This window comes from Oceanobacillus iheyensis HTE831, assembly GCF_000011245.1.
Taxonomy (GTDB): domain Bacteria; phylum Bacillota; class Bacilli; order Bacillales; family Amphibacillaceae; genus Oceanobacillus; species Oceanobacillus iheyensis.
Genome location: NC_004193.1, coordinates 1,901,758 through 1,919,213 on the forward strand (window position 1 = coordinate 1,901,758; position 17,456 = coordinate 1,919,213).

Here is a 17,456-nt window from a genome sequence, read left to right on the forward strand (position 1 = left end):
AAACGGTGCACTTAATCCACACCACTCCTTTCAATAGTAACTTGCAAATTGTATGCCAACTAATAATACCAAGCAGACATTGATATACAGCCTTTGAAAGCACGCAATAACTTTCATTCCTGCAATATTTTGCAGGAAAAATTATTCAAGGTTGTATTTATCTAACTTATAGTATAAGTTACGTACAGAAATTTGTAGTTCTTTTGCTGTCTTCGTTTTATTTTTATTACATCGTTCAAATACCATATTAATATACTGTTTTTCATAGACATCCAAAGCATCTTGCAATTTGGTGATTTCACCGTCTGAGTTTAGCTTTACGTAAGTATCTTCATGTTTTCTAGCAATGATGTTAGGTAAATGCTTAACATCAAGTACTTCTTCTGTATTATCCATAAATATCATCGCTCTACTTACGACATTTTCTAATTCTCGTACATTGCCAGGCCAATGATATTTCATTAATTGATCAACAGCCTTCGTAGATATTCTAACAACATTTCTCCCATATTCATTGTTCATTTTATGAATGATATGTTGTATAAGCTCTGGTAAATCAGAAATTCGTTCTTTTATTGCAGGAACTGTAATTGGAAGCTTATTTATCCGATAATATAAATCTTCTCTAAATGTACGGTTCATTATCGCTTTTTCAAGATTTACATTCGTTGCTGCAATCACGCGTATATCTATAGAAATAGGGGTGGACCCACCGACACGTACTACTTCCTTTTCTTGAAGTACTCGAAGTAATTTCGCTTGCATGGTTAGTGACAATTCACCTATTTCATCTAAAAAGATACTTCCTCCATTCGCTTCCTCGAAGAAGCCTTTTTTACCACCAGTTTTTGCACCAGTAAAAGCTCCTTCTTCATACCCAAATAGCTCACTTTCTAATAGCGATTCTGAAAGCGCAGCACAATTCACTCGAATAAACTTATGGTGCTTGCGATCACTTTCGTTATGAATTGCATGAGCAAACAGTTCTTTTCCTGTGCCTGACTCTCCACGTAGCAACACAATTGCCGGAGTCTTTGCACCTACTTTTGCTTGTTCAAGCGCTAACTTCATTTCTGGAGAACTTCCAATTATATCGTCAAATGTATACCGAGCTTCTAAGTTACGGATAATTTGCCTTGCTCGTTTTAATTCTTTCGTCAATAACTGAATTTCTGAAACATCATGTAAAACCCCAACACTACCCTTAATTTTTCCTTGTACAATGACAGGGGCAACATTAACAATCACTTCTTTGTTATGAGGGCCTACTTTCATATGTACGCCTCTAACCACCCGACGCGTTTCTAGAACTTTGAGGTGCATACTTTCTCCCTCTGAGATGTCTACAGTCGCTGGTCTTCCAATTACATCTTCTTCCGTTAGCCCGGTAATTCGAGTATACGCAGGATTAATGATGAGACCATTTCCTTTTTCATCTACTACACTTATCGCCTCATCTGATGAATTTATAATCGCTTCTAACATCGTTTTTATTTCATTTAAATCCGTATTTTCTTCAGCAAGCTTGACAACCTCTGTAATATCTTTAAATACAGCAAAAGCACCAACTAAATCACCGGTTTTACTAATAATTGGGATTCGGGTAGAAATTACTTTCTTACCATTATCTAAAATTGTTTTTTGGTTTAATTCTCTTCTTTGGGATTTTAAAACATTCGGTAACCTACTCGAAGGTAACAAATCATAGATGTGTTTCCCTTTATACTCAAACTCTTTTTTATTTAAAATATTTTCTGCCCGATTATTTAAAAGCTCTACCTTTTCATTTTTATCAATAACAATCATTCCGTCATGAATATGATTGAGGATAAGTTCCAATCTGTTTGCTTGTGATTTTACTTTTTCAACAAGGTATTCTTTTTCATATAGCAATTCAGAGATTATATTAGCAACTGAACCTGGAACTACTACTGTTTTTCGAGGCCGTACTTCTATAATTTCTTCTAATACTGATTCCACACCTGTTGCCTCTAAAACAATATCCACTTCTTCAAAAATCCAATCTTTCCAATTAGTACTCACTGGAATACCTGCATTTTTCGCCAGTTGTATAGCGGGCGCAGTTAAATTTAGATCAACAACTGCCTTTATGTTCATCCGACTAGTTGCCTGTAATAAATGAAATAATGCAGTTCCGCCTTTACCGCCACCAACAATTAATACTTGTTTCATCATCTCTCCACCTTGCATTATTTTGCATATCTACATCTTATGATATTCTGCATTTATTAGCAAACTATATTTTTTTCTATTTTCTATAGAATTTGATATACTTACGGTGAATATGTATTTACATAAAGGGGTTAACAGATGCAACGCTTATTAGCAGTTATTGTTATATTTATTCCTGGAATCATCGCAGCACTTGGCATAAAACTCATGCGCGATACGTTGTTCGATGAATTTTATGCAATATTTTTCTATGGTAGTATTCAGTTTATAGTAGGACTTGTCTTGTTTATTTTAGGAGTAGCATTCTTGGGTGGTTTTATTATTTACCGAGATAAGAAAAAGCAAAAAGAACTTTTTGACAAAAAGAAAGACGGATAATTTTCCGTCTTTTTTCAATAAAATTACTTTAATCTTCTATAAAATATGTTATATTAATAAAATAAATTCGATAATGGGGGATCATTACAAATGAAAGTAGCAAAATTTGGAGGAAGCTCAGTTGCAAATGCAGAACAAATTCAGAAAGTAGCAAATATTATCAAGGCGGATCCCTCCAGAAAAGTTGTTGTTGTATCCGCACCCGGTAAAAGATTTAAAGACGATGTCAAAATCACTGATCTATTAATTGAATTTGCTGGCAGTCATCAGCGAAAACAATTCGAACAAAGTGAGAAAACATTAACTATTATAATGGACCGTTTCAAGGAAATTGTCGACAATTTAAATTTGCATACCAGTATAATTGATGATATTAAACAAACAATTGAAGAAGATTTAAATAAGGATCTATCACCAAACCAACTTTTAGATGCAATTAAAGCAATTGGTGAAGATAGCTCGGCAAAAATAGTTAGTGCATACCTTCAACATATAGGTATAGATGCTACATATATGAACCCGAAGGATGCAGGTATATATGTTAGTAATGAACCAGGACATGCACAATTATTACCTGAAAGTTTTCCGATTATTAAAAAGCTACGTGATATTGATAAAGTCGTAGTCATCCCAGGATTCTTTGGATATGCCGAGAATGGAGAACTTGTTACATTCTCTAGAGGCGGTTCCGATATTACTGGTTCGATCTTAGCTGCAGGGACAAAGGCAGAATTATATGAGAATTTCACTGATGTAGATTCGGTATATGCTGTTAACCCAACAATTGTTAATAATCCGAAAGAAATAAATGTATTGACGTATAAAGAAATGCGAGAATTATCATACGCTGGTTTCTCTGTTTTTCATGATGAAGCATTAATTCCTGCTTTTCGTGAACAAATTCCCGTATGTATTAAGAACACCAATAATCCAGATTCTCCGGGAACAATGATTGTATCAGAACGTGATGCGAGAGACAATTGTGTTGTTGGAATTGCAAGTGATGTTGGATTTTGCAGTCTTTATGTAAGTAAATTTCTAATGAACAGAGAAGTTGGATTCGGACGCAAACTTCTCAATATTTTTGAAGATGAAGATATTTCTTTTGAACACGCTCCTTCAGGAATAGATGACATGTCCGTTATATTTAGAGATCACAAGTTTACTCCAGAAAAAGAACGTATCGTAATAGACCGTATTAAAAACGAATTACATGTGGACACAGTTAGTATTCATCGTGATCTAGCTGTCATTATGGTAGTTGGTGAAGGTCTTGTAAATACAATTGGAGTTGCTGCCAGAGCTACTTCTTCATTCTCTAAAGCAAGAGTAAATATTGAAATGATTAACCAAGGTTCCTCAGAAGTATCCATGATGTTTGGTATACACGCAGAAGATATTGATAAAGCCATTCAATCTCTATACCATGAATTTTTTGAAGTGAGCCAAAAAGTTGAAGAAGCTGAGACAAAAATATTAACGTAAAAAGACGTCTCTTTATATTTTTGCGTAGTCGGTAATCTTGAAAATTATTTATGTTATTTCCGTACCCTTTAACTAATTCATTAGAGAAAATTTATAACAAAACCGTCCTTCTTGATTTAAATCATGTAATCAAGAAGGACGGTTTATTTTGTACATCAATTAACGCCCTACTGTGCGTATGTACCATATAAACGATTTAGCTGACTTTATGCTCCAACCTTAACCGGTCAGCTACCATAGCAATAAATTCAGAGTTTGTTGGCTTAGCTTTCGAAATATTTATGGTGTAACCAAACAAGGCAGAGATAGAATCAATATTGCCCCGGCTCCATGCAACTTCAATCGCATGACGTATTGCTCTTTCTACTCGTGAGGCAGTGGTATTAAATTTCTTCGCTATATCAGGATATAGTACCTTTGTGATTGAACCTAGCAATTCAATGTCATTATATACCATTGTAATCGCTTCTCTTAAATACATATACCCTTTAATATGTGCAGGAACTCCAATCTCATGAATAATATTCGTTATATTTGCCTCAAGATCCTGTTTCTTCTTTTCTACTTTAGCTGTTTTTGATACTGTAGGACTAGAAGTAACGGTAGTGCCTTGAACCTGTCGAATTTGATCTGCTAAATTAGATAAATCGAATGGTTTTAGAATAAAATAAGAGGCTCCTAAATCAACTGCCTTTTTCATTACTTCTTCTTGGCCAAATGCTGTCAACATAATAACATTTGGTTTAGGTGTTAAATTCATGGATTTAATACTATTTAATACAGCTAACCCATCGATATGGGGCATTATGATATCTAATATTAATACATCTGGATTTTTTTCCTCCAGCATACTAATACAATCTCTCCCATTAAAAGCAGTTCCAATAACTTCAATATCATGTTGTTCGCTAAAATAGTCCTCCATCATCTCAATAAGTTCTTTGTTATCATCAACTAAACAAACAGAAATTTTCTCCACCAGTTATTTCCTCCCTTTATCTTTTGGTCCACAATTTACATATTCTACAAAAGTATAAAATATCCTCTTTTTAATTAAAAAACTTTAAATTTTTTTAAATATATTCACTTATACTTCGTTTTTCTTATGTTTTCGATATGATTCGATATAAAAATAAGAATAGTGTCGAAAAATATTTACTTATCTGGAGAAGTCAATTTACATAAATTCATCAAGTTTGATCTTTTTGACATGTGTGGGGGTTTGGTATTGATAACTGGCATGAAATATGGCATGAAATATTTTCAAATTGCAGTGCTTTTATCTAAAAAAAACGCAAATTAAAATGCTTGTAATGGCTTAACCACTACAAGCATTTATTAAGCTGCTGTTTGTTTCTCCTCGCGGTGCGGAATAATATCTGCATCTTGCAACATCCATTCAATATGAACACCGTAACCAGAAGTTGGATCATTTACAAAAACATGTGTTACCGCTCCAATTACCTTTCCATTTTGAATGATTGGACTTCCACTCATGCCTTGAACAATTCCACCTGTTTCTTTTAATAATTTTGGATCTGTAATTTGAATTACCATTCCTTTAGTAGATGGGTTATTTTGTGGTACACTACTCACAATTTCAATATCAAATTCTTCAATTTCTTCTCCATTTATAACAGTTAAAATTTTTGCTGGTCCTTCTTCTACTTCATGTGATAAAGCTACAGGGAAAGGTTTGTTGTATTTCTCGTGATCAATTTCCTTCTCTAACACTCCAAATATTCCATAATCTGTATTTCTTTTTATGGAACCAATTCGATGGTTGCCTTCTTCAAATCTTGCCTGTTTTTCGCCAGGTATACCATTATCTCCTTTTTCAATGGAAGTCACTGAAGAATGAACAATCGATCCATCTTCTATTTCAATAGGTTTCTTTGTATCCATATCAGAGATCACATGACCCAATGCTCCATACTTACCGCTTACGGGGTCATAAAAAGTCATAGTGCCTATACCGGCTGCTGAATCTCTAATATACAGTCCTATTTTGAATTGTTTTTCTTTCTCATCTAATACAGGTTCAAGCTTAGTGTCAATTGTACTTTTGCCCCTTTTTACGGTAACATCCATCATTTTCTTATTCTTACCAGCTTCTTCTACATAGGATTTAATGTCGCTCATTTCTTTAATTTTTTCCCCATTGATTTTAACGATCACATCGCCTACATTAATTTTTGCTTTTTCTCCTGGAGAAATATCCCCTTTATTTCCATTTACTAAATGGTGTCCAACTACCAGAACTCCTTTTGTTTCCAGTTGAACTCCTATTGATTGTCCCCCAGGGATTACTTTCACATCTTGCAAATTTCGTGGTGGTTCATCCCCTGTATTCTTTTTAGGAGCTGGAGCAGCATCTGGAAAGACTTTTTGAATTTCTTTAGTAGTACTAGTCGATTGAACTAATTCAGAATCTATATGATCAGCTATGGTCATTTTTGGATAAACAAACATAGAAGATACTACAAAGGTAATTACTAAAAATAGTACGAACCGTTTTATGAAGTTTTTTGTTCTATTCTGCACGTCATCACTCTCCTCTTCCAACCATCGATTTGTTCTTTTTTATGTACTTATAATTTCTGCATTTGACAAATCTTTAAACTGGAACAACCTATGTGAAATGTGTATCTTTTCCTGTAAAAGAGATAGTATAAATTACATAACACGATGAATCAGCTATATGCATGTAAGGAGTTTAGTTATATTTGTTAATCGAGGTAAAATAAAAAAACCGGTAAGTATATTTTCCGGTTTTTAAATAATTTTATCCTATTTATTTTAATTTTTTACTTTAAAGTTTGATGCAAGCTCTAGCATTTCTCTTGCATGACTTTTTGCAGTGTCGGTAAGTTTCGTACCTGTAATCATGCGACTTAATTCATCAATCTGTTCTTCCTCATTTAATTCTTGAACGCTTGTGTATGTGCGATTTGACTTCTCATTTTTCCGAATAAACTTATGAGTATCTGCCATTGCTGCTACTTGGGGAAGGTGAGTAATACAAAGTACTTGAGAATCTGTAGAGACTTGATGCATTTTTTCAGCAATAGCTTGTGCGACACGTCCACTCACTCCAGTATCCACTTCGTCGAAAATCACACTGGTAATACCCTGATGTTTGGAAAATATTTTTTTAAGTGCAAGCATAAATCTTGATAATTCTCCACCTGATGCTACTTTTGATAAATCTTTCAATGGTTCGCCAACATTCGTTGAAATCAAAAAACGAACTTTATCATATCCATTTTTTGTTAACTTTGGTGGTGTTGCATCTTCAAAGTCAATAGCAAATGATGCATTTTCTAAGTATAAATCTTTGAGCTCTTGATGTATTTCATTCACCAAGTTTTCTGCTGCAAGAGCGCGTAAATGATGGAGTTGTTCTGCTTCTAACATAGCATCTTTTTCGAGTTCTTCTATTTCCGCAACTAATGCATTAACATGTGTATCACGATTCGTTATTTGCTCTATTTCTTCATCAATTTTAGCTAAATAAGATAACATTTCTTCCACTGTGGTACCATATTTTCGTTTTAACTTATTTAATTCATCTTTTCTTTGCTCTAATTCATTTAATCGTTCAGGGTTATATTGTAGGCCATCTAAATGGTTCCGTAATGAGTATGCCAACTCTTCTAAAGCATAAAAATGGTTTGCGATTTCTTCATTTTTTTCAGTAATAAACGGATCAACATCTTGATTAGTTTCCAATGCTAGTTGCGCTTGTTTCACAAAATCAAGGCCCCGTTGTTCCCCATAAAGAGCGTAATAAGCATCATTTAATGCTCGATGTAATTTTTCATAATTAGCAAGCTGATGAATTTCTTCATCTATTTCAATGTCTTCTTCAGGCTGTAATTGCGCTTGTTCCAATTCCTGCTGTTGAAATTGTAACAAATCAAGTCGTTGTGCCATCTCTTGCTCATTATCATTTAACTTACGATACTTACGTTTTACTGTTTCAAGTGCATCATATATTTTTCTGTATTCAGACTTTGTTTCTTCGATCGCCTTGTAGTCATACATATCAAGAAAGTCAATATGATGGTCAACATCCATTAATGACTGTGTTTCGTGTTGACTATGAATATCAATTAATGTTTTACCAAATTCACGTAATATAGCTAAAGTAACTAATTTACCATTAACGCGGCAAATACTTTTACCAGAAGAAGTAATGATCCGTTGTAATACAACTTGTTCGTCTTGTATCTCTATTCCAAATTCATTACCTGTATGATATATAGGATGATTGTTGTTCGAAATAAAAAACAATCCTTCAATTGTTGCTTTTTTTGTACCATGTCTGACATAGTCTACAGAACCTCTTCCACCTGCTAATAATTGAATTGCATCAATTATAATGGATTTTCCAGCTCCCGTTTCACCTGTTAAAACCGTTAGTCCGTCATTAAAAGTAATAGATATGTCATCGATAATAGCAAAATCTTGAATTGATAATTCGGTTAACACTTTTCTACCCACCCCATTGTTTCCAACTTATAACATTTCAATAAAGCGATTTTTAATCATTTCTGCTTGTTCTGGAGTTCTGCAAATGATTAAACATGTATCATCCCCACAAATGGTTCCCATAATCTCTTCCCAATCAAGATTATCAATTAAAACACCAACCGCATGTGCATTTCCTGGCAATGTGTGAAGAATAATAAAATGACTAGCATGTTCAATTTTTACAAACGTATCAACAATCAGTCGTTTTAACTTTTGCAATGGATTAAATCGTTGGTCCGCTGGTAAACTATATTTATATTGTCCCGTTGTGGTAGGTACTTTTACCAATTGCAGTTCTTTTATATCACGAGAAACGGTTGCTTGAGTAACATTAAAATCTAAAGCTTTTAAGGAGTCGACTAATTCATCTTGTGTCTCAATTATATTTTCGGTTATTAGCTCTCTAATTTTAATATGCCGTTGTAATTTACTCATGGTTATACCTCCTCAGTTCCTTAACTCAAATTCATATGTGCTTCTTCTATAACTCGATCATAGGATATGAACGCTTCCGTATTACTTTCTTTTTCCCAACCCAAATGTACTAGAAACTCAATATTTCCTTCCGTACCTGTAATAGGTGAGTAAGTTAAGTTTAGTAAGGAGAAACCGCTCTCCCTTGCATACATCATCACTTTATCTAAGACCTCGTGATGGACTGCTGGATCACGAATAATTCCTTTTTCCCCTACTTGTTCACGTTTTGCCTCGAATTGTGGTTTTATTAGAGCAATTATATCACTATTAGGTTGCAGAATCTTGTTAAGAACTGGGAAGATATGTTTTAAAGAAATAAAAGATACATCTATAGATACAAAATTAGGAAGACCATGGTTTAATAATTCAGGTGTAACATCCTTGAAGTTTGTCCGTTCCATGACAATAACACGATGGTCATTCCGAAGCTTCCAGTCTAATTGATTGTACCCGACATCAATTGCATAGCTTTTAATTGCACCATGCTGTAACGCGCAATCAGTAAAACCTCCAGTTGATGAACCAACATCCATAAACAATTTATCACTTACATCTACATCAAATTCTTGTAATGCCTTTTCTAGCTTTTTTCCGCCTCTACCTACATAAGGATTATCTTTTTGTTTTACACGTAACGGCGTTTCAACAGAAATAATGGTTCCTGGTTTATCTATTCGATCATTTTCTGTAAAAACGATCCCGGCCATTATAGACCTTCTGGCTTTATCAATATTCTCAACCAATTCTCGCTCTACAAGTAACTCATCAGCTCTTTTTTTCTTTTTCATTTCTAATGATCACGCTCACTGAAATACTTTGTCAATTCAGCGAGCAGAGAATCTTCTGCTCCAGCCAAATGTAGACTTTTGTAGGCTTTTTCAACATAGAGATTTTTCTGATCGATAGCACCTTGCAATCCTAATAATTTCGGATACGTGCTTTTTTCATTCAGTTCATCGCTACCCACTGGTTTCCCAATCTTCGACGCATCTCCAGTTATGTCTAAGATATCGTCCTGCACTTGAAAAATTAAGCCTAAATAATAAGCATAATCAGTAAGGTGTTTTAACTGATTGTCTGTTGCTCCACCAAGATATGCTCCAGCAATAATTGCAAACCGAATTAACTCTCCAGTTTTTAATGCGTGAATTTCTTCCATTTCTTCAAGTGTAACAGCTTGTTTTTCAGCTTCCATATCCAATATTTGACCAGCGACCATCCCAGCTGGTCCACTCGCTTCAGATAATATTCGTATTAACTCCACTTTTTCATCAGAAGTTAGTAGGTCATCTGAACTAATTAATTGAAAACTATACGTTAGTAATGCATCTCCAGCCAATATTGCTGTTGCTTCATTGAATTGTTTGTGATTTGTTAACTTGCCTCGACGATAATCATCATCATCCATGGCAGGCAAATCATCATGAATAAGTGAATACGTATGAATCATTTCTATTGCAACTGCTGAGGACATCACTTTATCTAATGTTTTTCCGTATACCTCATAGCTAGCCAATATTAATATTGGCCTTAATCGCTTCCCGCCTGCATTTAATGAATATAGCATGGATTCTTTTAAATTATTCGGGATATCTAAATGTGAAAAATAAGTATTATATGTTGCTTCCAATTTCTCACGATATATCTCTAAATATCTTTGTAAGTTTTCATTCACGATGATGAATCCTCCTGTATATCAAAAGGTTCTAATTCTCCTTGTTCATTCATTATCTGAACCATTTTATCTTGCACATGATTTAATTTCTCACTACAAAGCTTAGAAAGATTCATTCCTTCTTGATAATATTCGATCGCTTTTTCAAGTGGAACGTCTCCTTCTTCTAATTTAGAAACGATTCCTTCTAATTTCTCCATGGCTTGTTCAAACGTTAGATCCTTCGTTGCCATTTTCATTCGCCTCCTTAATTGCTGTTACTTTTCCAGTTACTTCCCCATCTGCAATTCTTAATTGAATCGTATCATTTATGTGTAAATGCTTAACTGATTTAATTAACGCTCCATCTTCATTATACGGAAGAGCATATCCTCTTTTCATAATTTCCAAAGGATTAACCAAACTTAACTTATCTATCTGCGAATATAACCGTTGAGATTGTTGTTCAAGGTAGTTATTCATCATCTTATTTTGAAGGGAATGTAGTTGACGTAATTTATCAATTGCTAATCTCAGTTCCCTTTGTGGATGTTGACTGGATAATCTTTTTATTAAATGATTATGTGTTAATTTGTCATCAGAAACCTTTGATTTCATTCTTCGTTGAAGGTTATCCATTGTTGAATCCAATTCTTGTTCTTTTTGCTTTACTAATTGGTGCGGATATTTAAATGCATAGGTTTGTCTTAGTTGATGAAGTATTGTTTCGTGCTGACTAATATATTGTTTTAACAGACGTGCTAACTGTCTTTTTTGAATCTCTATTTTATCCAAAAGTTCAACCTGGGAAGGTACTGCTAATTCTCCAGCTGCGGTTGGTGTAGGTGCACGTAAATCAGCTACAAAGTCACTTATTGTGGTATCTGTTTCATGTCCAACAGCAGATATAATTGGTGTTTTCGATTCAAAAATTGCTCTTGCAACTTCTTCTTCATTAAAGCTCCACAATTCTTCAATCGATCCCCCGCCTCTCCCAACAATAATCACATCATACGATAGGGAATCTGCTTGCTGTATAGATCGAGCAATGGATGCTTTAGCTTGATTTCCTTGAACAAGTACTGGAAAAACCGTTATTTTCACAGAAGGATAACGTCGTTTCATCGTTGTTAGTATGTCCCTAATTGCTGCACCTGTTGGAGAAGTAATCACGGCGATATTTTTTGGATAACGAGGAATTGGTTTTTTATATTCGTCTGCAAAATAACCTTGTTTATGTAATCTTTCTTTTAATTGTTCAAATGCTTGATACAAAGACCCAATACCGTCAGGCTCCATTTCATGAATATACAACTGATACTGACCATAAGCTTCAAATACACTTATTTCCCCACGAATAAGAACGTTCATTCCATTTTCAGGATGAAAAAGTAACTTACGATTGCTTGAAGCAAACATTACCGCCTGAATACGTGCAGAATCATCTTTAATTGTCAGATACATATGGCCACGACTATGGTGTTTAAAGTTTGATATTTCCCCACGTAACCAAATATCCCGCAAATGTGGATCAGAATCCATTTTCCTTTTAACATATTTTGTTAAAGCTGTTACCGTCAAATATTTATCTTTCAACGTCATTCAATCCTTTTGCAGCTTTAATTGTATTTTTTAGCAGCATCGTTATCGTCATGGGACCTACCCCACGTGGAACCGGTGTAATGTAAGATGCTTTTTGTTCTGCACTTTCAAAGTCCACATCTCCAGTAAGTTTTCCATCATCCTTACGATTAATGCCTACATCAATTACTACGGCATCTTCCTTAATATAATCCGCATTAATTGCATGAGCTCTTCCTATCGCTACAATTAGTATATCTGCCTGCTTCGTTATTTCTTGCAAATTCTTTGTACGAGAGTGCGTATACGTTACTGTTGCATTTTCTTGTAGTAAAAGCAATCCAATCGGTTTACCGACAATATTACTTCTTCCTATAATTACAGCATGTTTCCCTTCAAGAGAGATATCTTTTGATCGCAACATTGTTAAAATACCATATGGAGTACAAGGAATAAACGTATCTTCTCCTGTCATCATTTTTCCGACATTAATCGGATGAAATCCATCTACATCTTTTGCAGGAGAAATAGCGTGTATAATCTTCTGTTCATCCATTTGATCTGGTAACGGTAATTGTACTAATATGCCATGAACACTGTCGTCATTATTTTGTTCGTCAATAATTTGAAGCAGTTCGTCTTGGCTAATATTCTCAGGCAGTTCAATTAAATTAGAAGAAATCCCTGTAACTGCACAGGCTTTTTCTTTTCCTTTTACATAGGATTTGGAAGCAGGGTTATCTCCGACCAATATTACTGTTAAATGTGGAGTCAGACCTTTTTCTTTTAATTCATCTACTTCTATTTTCATTTTTTGCTTTAACTCTTCAGATAATTCTTTGCCATTTAACAATGTAGCCATTGGTTAATTCTCTCTCCCTTATGCAATAATTTTTGATAAAACACCATTTACAAATTTTCCTGATTGTTCATCCCCAAATGTATGTGCCAGTTCGATTGCTTCATTAATAGAAACATTTTGCGGAATATCATCGATATACATTATTTCTAAAATGGCCATTCGGAGAATCGTTCTTTCTACAGAAGCTATCCGATCTATTGTCCATTTCTCTAGATGTGTAGAGATCTTTTCATCAATTACACTCTTGTGTTGAATAACTCCTTCAACTAACGATCTCAAGAACACATCGTATCTTTCCTTTTCTTTTAGTGTTTCCATTACTTCTTCTAATTCCGTCTCATTAATGTCTAGCTGAAATAAGACCTGAAAAGCTTTTTCTCTTGCTTTGTGTCGATTCATTCTATTTTGACTCCTTCTAATTCCTTCATTTACTGTTAAAATAATAACACGTTTCTCTTTTACTTGGCTAGGATTCAACCATATCATATAAACGATTTTAGCATATCCGGTCCACTTTTAGTGAACAAAAAGAAAAGCCCCCAAGCAAAAAAGATATTTTACTCAGACGGCTCTTATTGTACCCTTTTGAAGGCTATAATATTGGATTGTCCTTTTTCAACTTTTTCCTCTAGTAAATGTATATAAGCTAAATCATGTATGTTTGTGAATACAACAGGAGTAACTGTTGAAAATCCTTGTTTTTCTAAATAGTCTAGATCTACTTTTAATAATGCTTGCCCAGCTTTAACAAATTGATTTTCATCAACAAAAATATTAAATCCTTTTCCATTTAAGTTAACTGTATCCAATCCAGCATGTATTAATATTTCTGTCCCTTCCTCTGATTGGACTCCAATTGCATGATTGGTCGGAAAAATATGAATGATTTCCCCATCCACAGGAGAAACAATCGTTCCATCTTCCGGAATGATGGCAAAACCTTCTCCCATCAATTTACCAGAAAATACTGGGTCAGACACATCTGTTATCGGTATCATTTGTCCAGTTAATGGTGATACGATTATTTCATCATTAACGGATATAGGCTCCTCTACAACAGGATATTCAAACTCTTGTCCTAGTCGAGGTACCTTACCTAAAATAATATCCTGTATTTGTCCTTTTATCGTCTCGGAGCGAGGTCCAAATATTGCTTGAACGTTATTTCCCACCACTAAGACTCCTGATGCTCCTATTTTTTTTAATCTAACCTTATTTACTTTTTGAATAGAATCGACAGATACCCGCAATCTTGTAATACAAGCATCCAAATGAGTAATATTTTGTAATCCACCTATCGCTTCTACTACGTCAAACGCTAAGTCGCTTTTTTCAGAACTAGGACTATATTTATGATCATCTGATTCTTCTCTACCTGGCGTTAGTAAATTAAACTTTTTAATGAAGTAACGGAATAGAAAATAATATATTATCGCAAAAAATAACCCAAGTATAATCGTTATCCACCACGGTTCTTGTCCTGGCAGAATACCAAAAAGCACAAAGTCAATAGCTCCTCCTGAGAAAGTAAATCCTATATTCACATGAAAATATGTCATCAAAACAAAAGATAAACCATCTAAAAGTGCATGGATCAAAAATAAAATTGGTGATAAAAACATAAAAGAAAACTCAAGAGGTTCTGTAATTCCTGTTAAGAAAGATGTTAGTGCTCCTGATACAAGTAAACCTGCAACTAATTTCTTTTTTTCTGGCTTAGCAGCATGGTACATTGCTAGAGCTGCGGCAGGTAAACCAAACATCATGATTGGGAATTCCCCAGCCATAAAGTGACCAGCTGTGAATTCTACTCCATCTTTTAATTGAGCAAAAAAAATCGCCATATCCCCTCTTACAATATTACCAGCTTCAGTCTCGAATGATCCAAATTCATACCAAAAAGGTGCGTGAAAAATATGATGAAGTCCGAACGGAATTAATAATCGTTTAATAAATCCAAATAAGAAGACTGCTACATATGTACCTTCTTCAATTAACCAATATGATGCACTATTCATCGCATCTTGTACCGGCGGCCAAATAAACATGAGCAATATACCTATTACAAATGAACACCCAGCAGTAGCTATAGGAACAAATCGCTTTCCAGCAAAAAAACCTAAGAAAGAAGGCATTTCAATATCATGAAATCGGTTATAACAAAAGGCAGCAATTAGTCCGACAATAATTCCTCCGAATACACCTGTTTGTAAAGTTGGGATACCTAAAACAGATGCAAAACTAGGGTCAGATTCAATCATTTTAGAAGTTACACCAATCCAAGATCCCATAACTTGATTTAAGACTAAATATCCGACTAATGCAGCTAGCCCCGCAGCTCCATCACTTGCAAGCCCTATCGATACACCAATAGCAAATATCAATGGTAAATTATCAAAAATAATACCACCAGCATCTTCCATAACTGTAGCAATTAACTGAATCCACTCCATATGTAAGAATGGAAGATACTCTAACACTGTATTCTGCTGTACTGCGTTACCAAGACCTAGCAACAACCCAGCGACTGGTAATAATGCAACTGGCAACATAAGTGCTTTACCTATCTTCTGTAATAGACCAAATGCCTTCTTAAACATATTTATCCCCCCTTCATTAAAAATTGATTACGAACATAAAAAAACATGAGTTTTTTTGCAAACAACCGTTAAATAGTTAGCTTAACGACTGAGCATTTATCTACCCATGCCTAATTGTATCAGCAGTACATAATCTATTCATATTTTTGATAAAGACGTTGTAAATGCATTGTCAAATAAACAGCTTCGGCTTCATACACTGGTTTTTTTAAGGTTTGCTGTATAATTTTCATCAGTTTCCAACTCAAATTATAGCAAATTGGATATTCTGTTTTCAGTAATTCCGCTATTTTTTTAGGTTCTTGTACAACTTCTCCTTCTACCAATCGATCAATAGTATATCTGATATGACGTACCAAACGAATGTACTCAATACCTGCTCTATCAATCTTTATACTCAATTTAGTTTCAATTATATTAATTAATTGGGTAATTAATTGAGAGTATCGATTAATATCAGATATTTTTCTGTTGTATATAGCACTATGAACATGTAATGCAATAAAACCAATTTCACCATCGGGTAAATTAATATCTAATTGTTGGTTTAAAAAATCAACTATATCAGCTGCAATTTCATATTCTAAAGGATATAGAATCTTTGTTTCAGATAAGAATGGATTTATGATAGCCATTCCTTTTTCTAAACGATTAATCGCAAATAATAAGTGATCCGTTAAAGCAACGTGAACTTTTTCATTTAATATTTCACTAGACCTTTTTTGAATCATATTAATGGAATCAATGATTTTTTGAAGTAAATATTCATCAATCTGAGGTACTATTTTTTTATATTGATCTTGTTGTTCTTGATCACGTAAGACAAATAATTTCTCCACGAATTCTTCCTCAACAGAATCGTTCTCTTTAAAATTAAAGCCTATTCCACTCCCTATTAATACCACTTCATTCTGATAATTATCTTGTGCTATTAATACGTTATTGTTCAATGGTTTCTTCACTATAAAATCGGACATATTACCTTTCTCCTATAACAATCTTTAAGTAAATATAATTGTAACACAAATGCAAGAAATTTATAAAAATTAATGGACTTGAATAAGAGTCAATTAATAAATTCATTTTAAATAACAAACCGTATACTCTTTTAAAAATACACTCGCTTTCCAAAGCGAAGCTTGCGCCTTTGGTATTCAGAAAAACCTTTATCTTATGTTTTATAAGTGTACGAAGTCGACATCATCCAATATGGTTACTTTAAATCTTAACATTCTTATCTTACCAAAAAACGCAGGTCATACGTAATGACCTGCGTTTTATAAACTATTTACTCTGTATCTTCTACATCATCTTCCATGTGGATACCAACAACATGGACATTAATTTCCTGTAAATCAATTGCTGTCATAGAAAAAATGGTTTGACGAATATTAGTTTGTAAGCCTTGAGCTACTTTTGGAATAGGTTGCCCATATTTCAAAATCACATAAATATCAATGGAAACTCCATCATCTTTTAATTCAACTTTTACACCTTTACTGTGTGATTTTTTTCCGAAACGTTCAGCAACACCTGAAGCAAAGTTACCTCTCATTGCATATACCCCAGGTATTTCCGTAGCTGCTATTCCAGCAATTACTTCTAATACTTCAGGTGCAATCTTAACCTTACCTAGTTCGTTCTGATCACTCACTTCTAATAATGGTTGTTCACTCATTGCATTCACTCC

Annotated in this window: 16 protein-coding genes; 2 read left to right on the plus strand and 14 right to left on the minus strand. The window is 34.1% G+C overall.

Features of this window, described 5'->3' with window-relative positions:
* Positions 1 to 141 precede the first annotated feature (141 nt).
* Entirely contained in the window at positions 142 to 2,193 is a 2,052-nt protein-coding gene (locus OB_RS09615; RefSeq protein ID WP_011066266.1) for a sigma-54-dependent Fis family transcriptional regulator, read from the minus strand.
* 138 nt (positions 2,194 to 2,331) lie between these two features.
* Between OB_RS09615 and OB_RS09620 the strand changes: the two genes are divergently transcribed.
* Both OB_RS09620 and OB_RS09625 read left to right on the plus strand, forming a co-directional pair.
* A complete protein-coding gene (locus OB_RS09620) occupies positions 2,332 to 2,571 on the plus strand; it encodes a DUF2627 domain-containing protein (RefSeq protein ID WP_011066267.1) in 240 nt (79 codons plus the stop codon).
* Positions 2,572 to 2,661: 90 nt separating this feature from the next.
* Entirely contained in the window at positions 2,662 to 4,056 is a 1,395-nt protein-coding gene (locus OB_RS09625; RefSeq protein WP_011066268.1) for an aspartate kinase, read from the plus strand.
* A gap of 196 nt (positions 4,057 to 4,252) precedes the next feature.
* On the opposite strand, the gene spo0A is transcribed toward OB_RS09625, so the two are convergent.
* The 13 genes from spo0A to OB_RS09690 form a co-directional block, all read right to left on the minus strand.
* The gene (gene spo0A, locus OB_RS09630) at positions 4,253 to 5,035 is read right to left on the minus strand and encodes a sporulation transcription factor Spo0A (RefSeq protein ID WP_011066269.1); all 783 of its coding nucleotides are present in this window, start codon (positions 5,033 to 5,035) and stop codon (positions 4,253 to 4,255) included.
* Between the two features lie 359 nt (positions 5,036 to 5,394).
* Positions 5,395 to 6,600: a SpoIVB peptidase gene (spoIVB, locus tag OB_RS09635; protein ID WP_011066270.1), complete on the minus strand. Its 1,206-nt coding sequence runs from the start codon at positions 6,598 to 6,600 to the stop codon at positions 5,395 to 5,397.
* Positions 6,601 to 6,855: 255 nt separating this feature from the next.
* Positions 6,856 to 8,550, minus strand: coding sequence for a DNA repair protein RecN (gene recN, locus OB_RS09640; RefSeq protein WP_011066271.1), 1,695 nt, complete (start codon positions 8,548 to 8,550; stop codon positions 6,856 to 6,858).
* A gap of 27 nt (positions 8,551 to 8,577) precedes the next feature.
* The gene (gene ahrC, locus OB_RS09645; RefSeq protein ID WP_011066272.1) at positions 8,578 to 9,027 is read right to left on the minus strand and encodes a transcriptional regulator AhrC/ArgR; all 450 of its coding nucleotides are present in this window, start codon (positions 9,025 to 9,027) and stop codon (positions 8,578 to 8,580) included.
* 20 nt (positions 9,028 to 9,047) lie between these two features.
* Complete coding sequence (locus OB_RS09650; protein ID WP_011066273.1) at positions 9,048 to 9,857, minus strand: TlyA family RNA methyltransferase; 810 nt, start codon at positions 9,855 to 9,857, stop codon at positions 9,048 to 9,050.
* Positions 9,858 to 9,859: 2 nt separating this feature from the next.
* Complete coding sequence (locus tag OB_RS09655; RefSeq protein ID WP_011066274.1) at positions 9,860 to 10,744, minus strand: polyprenyl synthetase family protein; 885 nt, start codon at positions 10,742 to 10,744, stop codon at positions 9,860 to 9,862.
* Positions 10,741 to 10,977 carry an exodeoxyribonuclease VII small subunit gene (locus OB_RS09660; RefSeq protein WP_011066275.1) on the minus strand — a complete coding sequence of 79 codons (237 nt, stop codon included), beginning with the start codon at positions 10,975 to 10,977 and terminating at the stop codon, positions 10,741 to 10,743. Before OB_RS09660 ends, OB_RS09655 begins: the two co-directional genes overlap by 4 nt.
* On the minus strand, positions 10,952 to 12,319 hold the full coding sequence (gene xseA, locus OB_RS09665; protein ID WP_011066276.1) for an exodeoxyribonuclease VII large subunit: 1,368 nt from the start codon (positions 12,317 to 12,319) through the stop codon (positions 10,952 to 10,954). The genes OB_RS09660 and xseA overlap by 26 nt, the downstream gene beginning before the upstream one ends.
* Positions 12,309 to 13,166: a bifunctional methylenetetrahydrofolate dehydrogenase/methenyltetrahydrofolate cyclohydrolase FolD gene (gene folD / locus OB_RS09670; protein WP_011066277.1), complete on the minus strand. Its 858-nt coding sequence runs from the start codon at positions 13,164 to 13,166 to the stop codon at positions 12,309 to 12,311. Before folD ends, xseA begins: the two co-directional genes overlap by 11 nt.
* Positions 13,167 to 13,184: 18 nt before the next feature.
* The gene (nusB, locus tag OB_RS09675; RefSeq protein WP_011066278.1) at positions 13,185 to 13,565 is read right to left on the minus strand and encodes a transcription antitermination factor NusB; all 381 of its coding nucleotides are present in this window, start codon (positions 13,563 to 13,565) and stop codon (positions 13,185 to 13,187) included.
* Between the two features lie 173 nt (positions 13,566 to 13,738).
* Positions 13,739 to 15,766, minus strand: coding sequence for a glucose-specific PTS transporter subunit IIBC (gene ptsG / locus OB_RS09680; RefSeq protein ID WP_011066279.1), 2,028 nt, complete (start codon positions 15,764 to 15,766; stop codon positions 13,739 to 13,741).
* Positions 15,767 to 15,900: 134 nt separating this feature from the next.
* Positions 15,901 to 16,743: a glucose PTS transporter transcription antiterminator GlcT gene (gene glcT, locus OB_RS09685; RefSeq protein WP_011066280.1), complete on the minus strand. Its 843-nt coding sequence runs from the start codon at positions 16,741 to 16,743 to the stop codon at positions 15,901 to 15,903.
* Positions 16,744 to 17,054: 311 nt separating this feature from the next.
* Positions 17,055 to 17,444 carry an Asp23/Gls24 family envelope stress response protein gene (locus OB_RS09690; protein WP_011066281.1) on the minus strand — a complete coding sequence of 130 codons (390 nt, stop codon included), beginning with the start codon at positions 17,442 to 17,444 and terminating at the stop codon, positions 17,055 to 17,057.
* Positions 17,445 to 17,456 lie beyond the last annotated feature (12 nt).

What these genes read in the sequence shown, in the direction of transcription:
- OB_RS09625 (WP_011066268.1), top strand. Translation starts at nt 2,662, where the DNA reads ATGAAAGTAGCAAAATTTGGAGGAAGCTCAGTTGCAAATGCAGAACAA.
- nusB (WP_011066278.1), bottom strand. Translation starts at nt 13,565, where the DNA reads ATGAATCGACACAAAGCAAGAGAAAAAGCTTTTCAGGTCTTATTTCAG.
- OB_RS09615 (WP_011066266.1), bottom strand. Translation starts at nt 2,193, where the DNA reads ATGAAACAAGTATTAATTGTTGGTGGCGGTAAAGGCGGAACTGCATTA.
- OB_RS09650 (WP_011066273.1), bottom strand. Translation starts at nt 9,857, where the DNA reads ATGAAAAAGAAAAAAAGAGCTGATGAGTTACTTGTAGAGCGAGAATTG.
- ptsG (WP_011066279.1), bottom strand. Translation starts at nt 15,766, where the DNA reads ATGTTTAAGAAGGCATTTGGTCTATTACAGAAGATAGGTAAAGCACTT.
- OB_RS09620 (WP_011066267.1), top strand. Translation starts at nt 2,332, where the DNA reads ATGCAACGCTTATTAGCAGTTATTGTTATATTTATTCCTGGAATCATC.
- OB_RS09690 (WP_011066281.1), bottom strand. Translation starts at nt 17,444, where the DNA reads ATGAGTGAACAACCATTATTAGAAGTGAGTGATCAGAACGAACTAGGT.
- OB_RS09660 (WP_011066275.1), bottom strand. Translation starts at nt 10,977, where the DNA reads ATGGCAACGAAGGATCTAACGTTTGAACAAGCCATGGAGAAATTAGAA.
- folD (WP_011066277.1), bottom strand. Translation starts at nt 13,166, where the DNA reads ATGGCTACATTGTTAAATGGCAAAGAATTATCTGAAGAGTTAAAGCAA.
- glcT (WP_011066280.1), bottom strand. Translation starts at nt 16,743, where the DNA reads ATGTCCGATTTTATAGTGAAGAAACCATTGAACAATAACGTATTAATA.
- ahrC (WP_011066272.1), bottom strand. Translation starts at nt 9,027, where the DNA reads ATGAGTAAATTACAACGGCATATTAAAATTAGAGAGCTAATAACCGAA.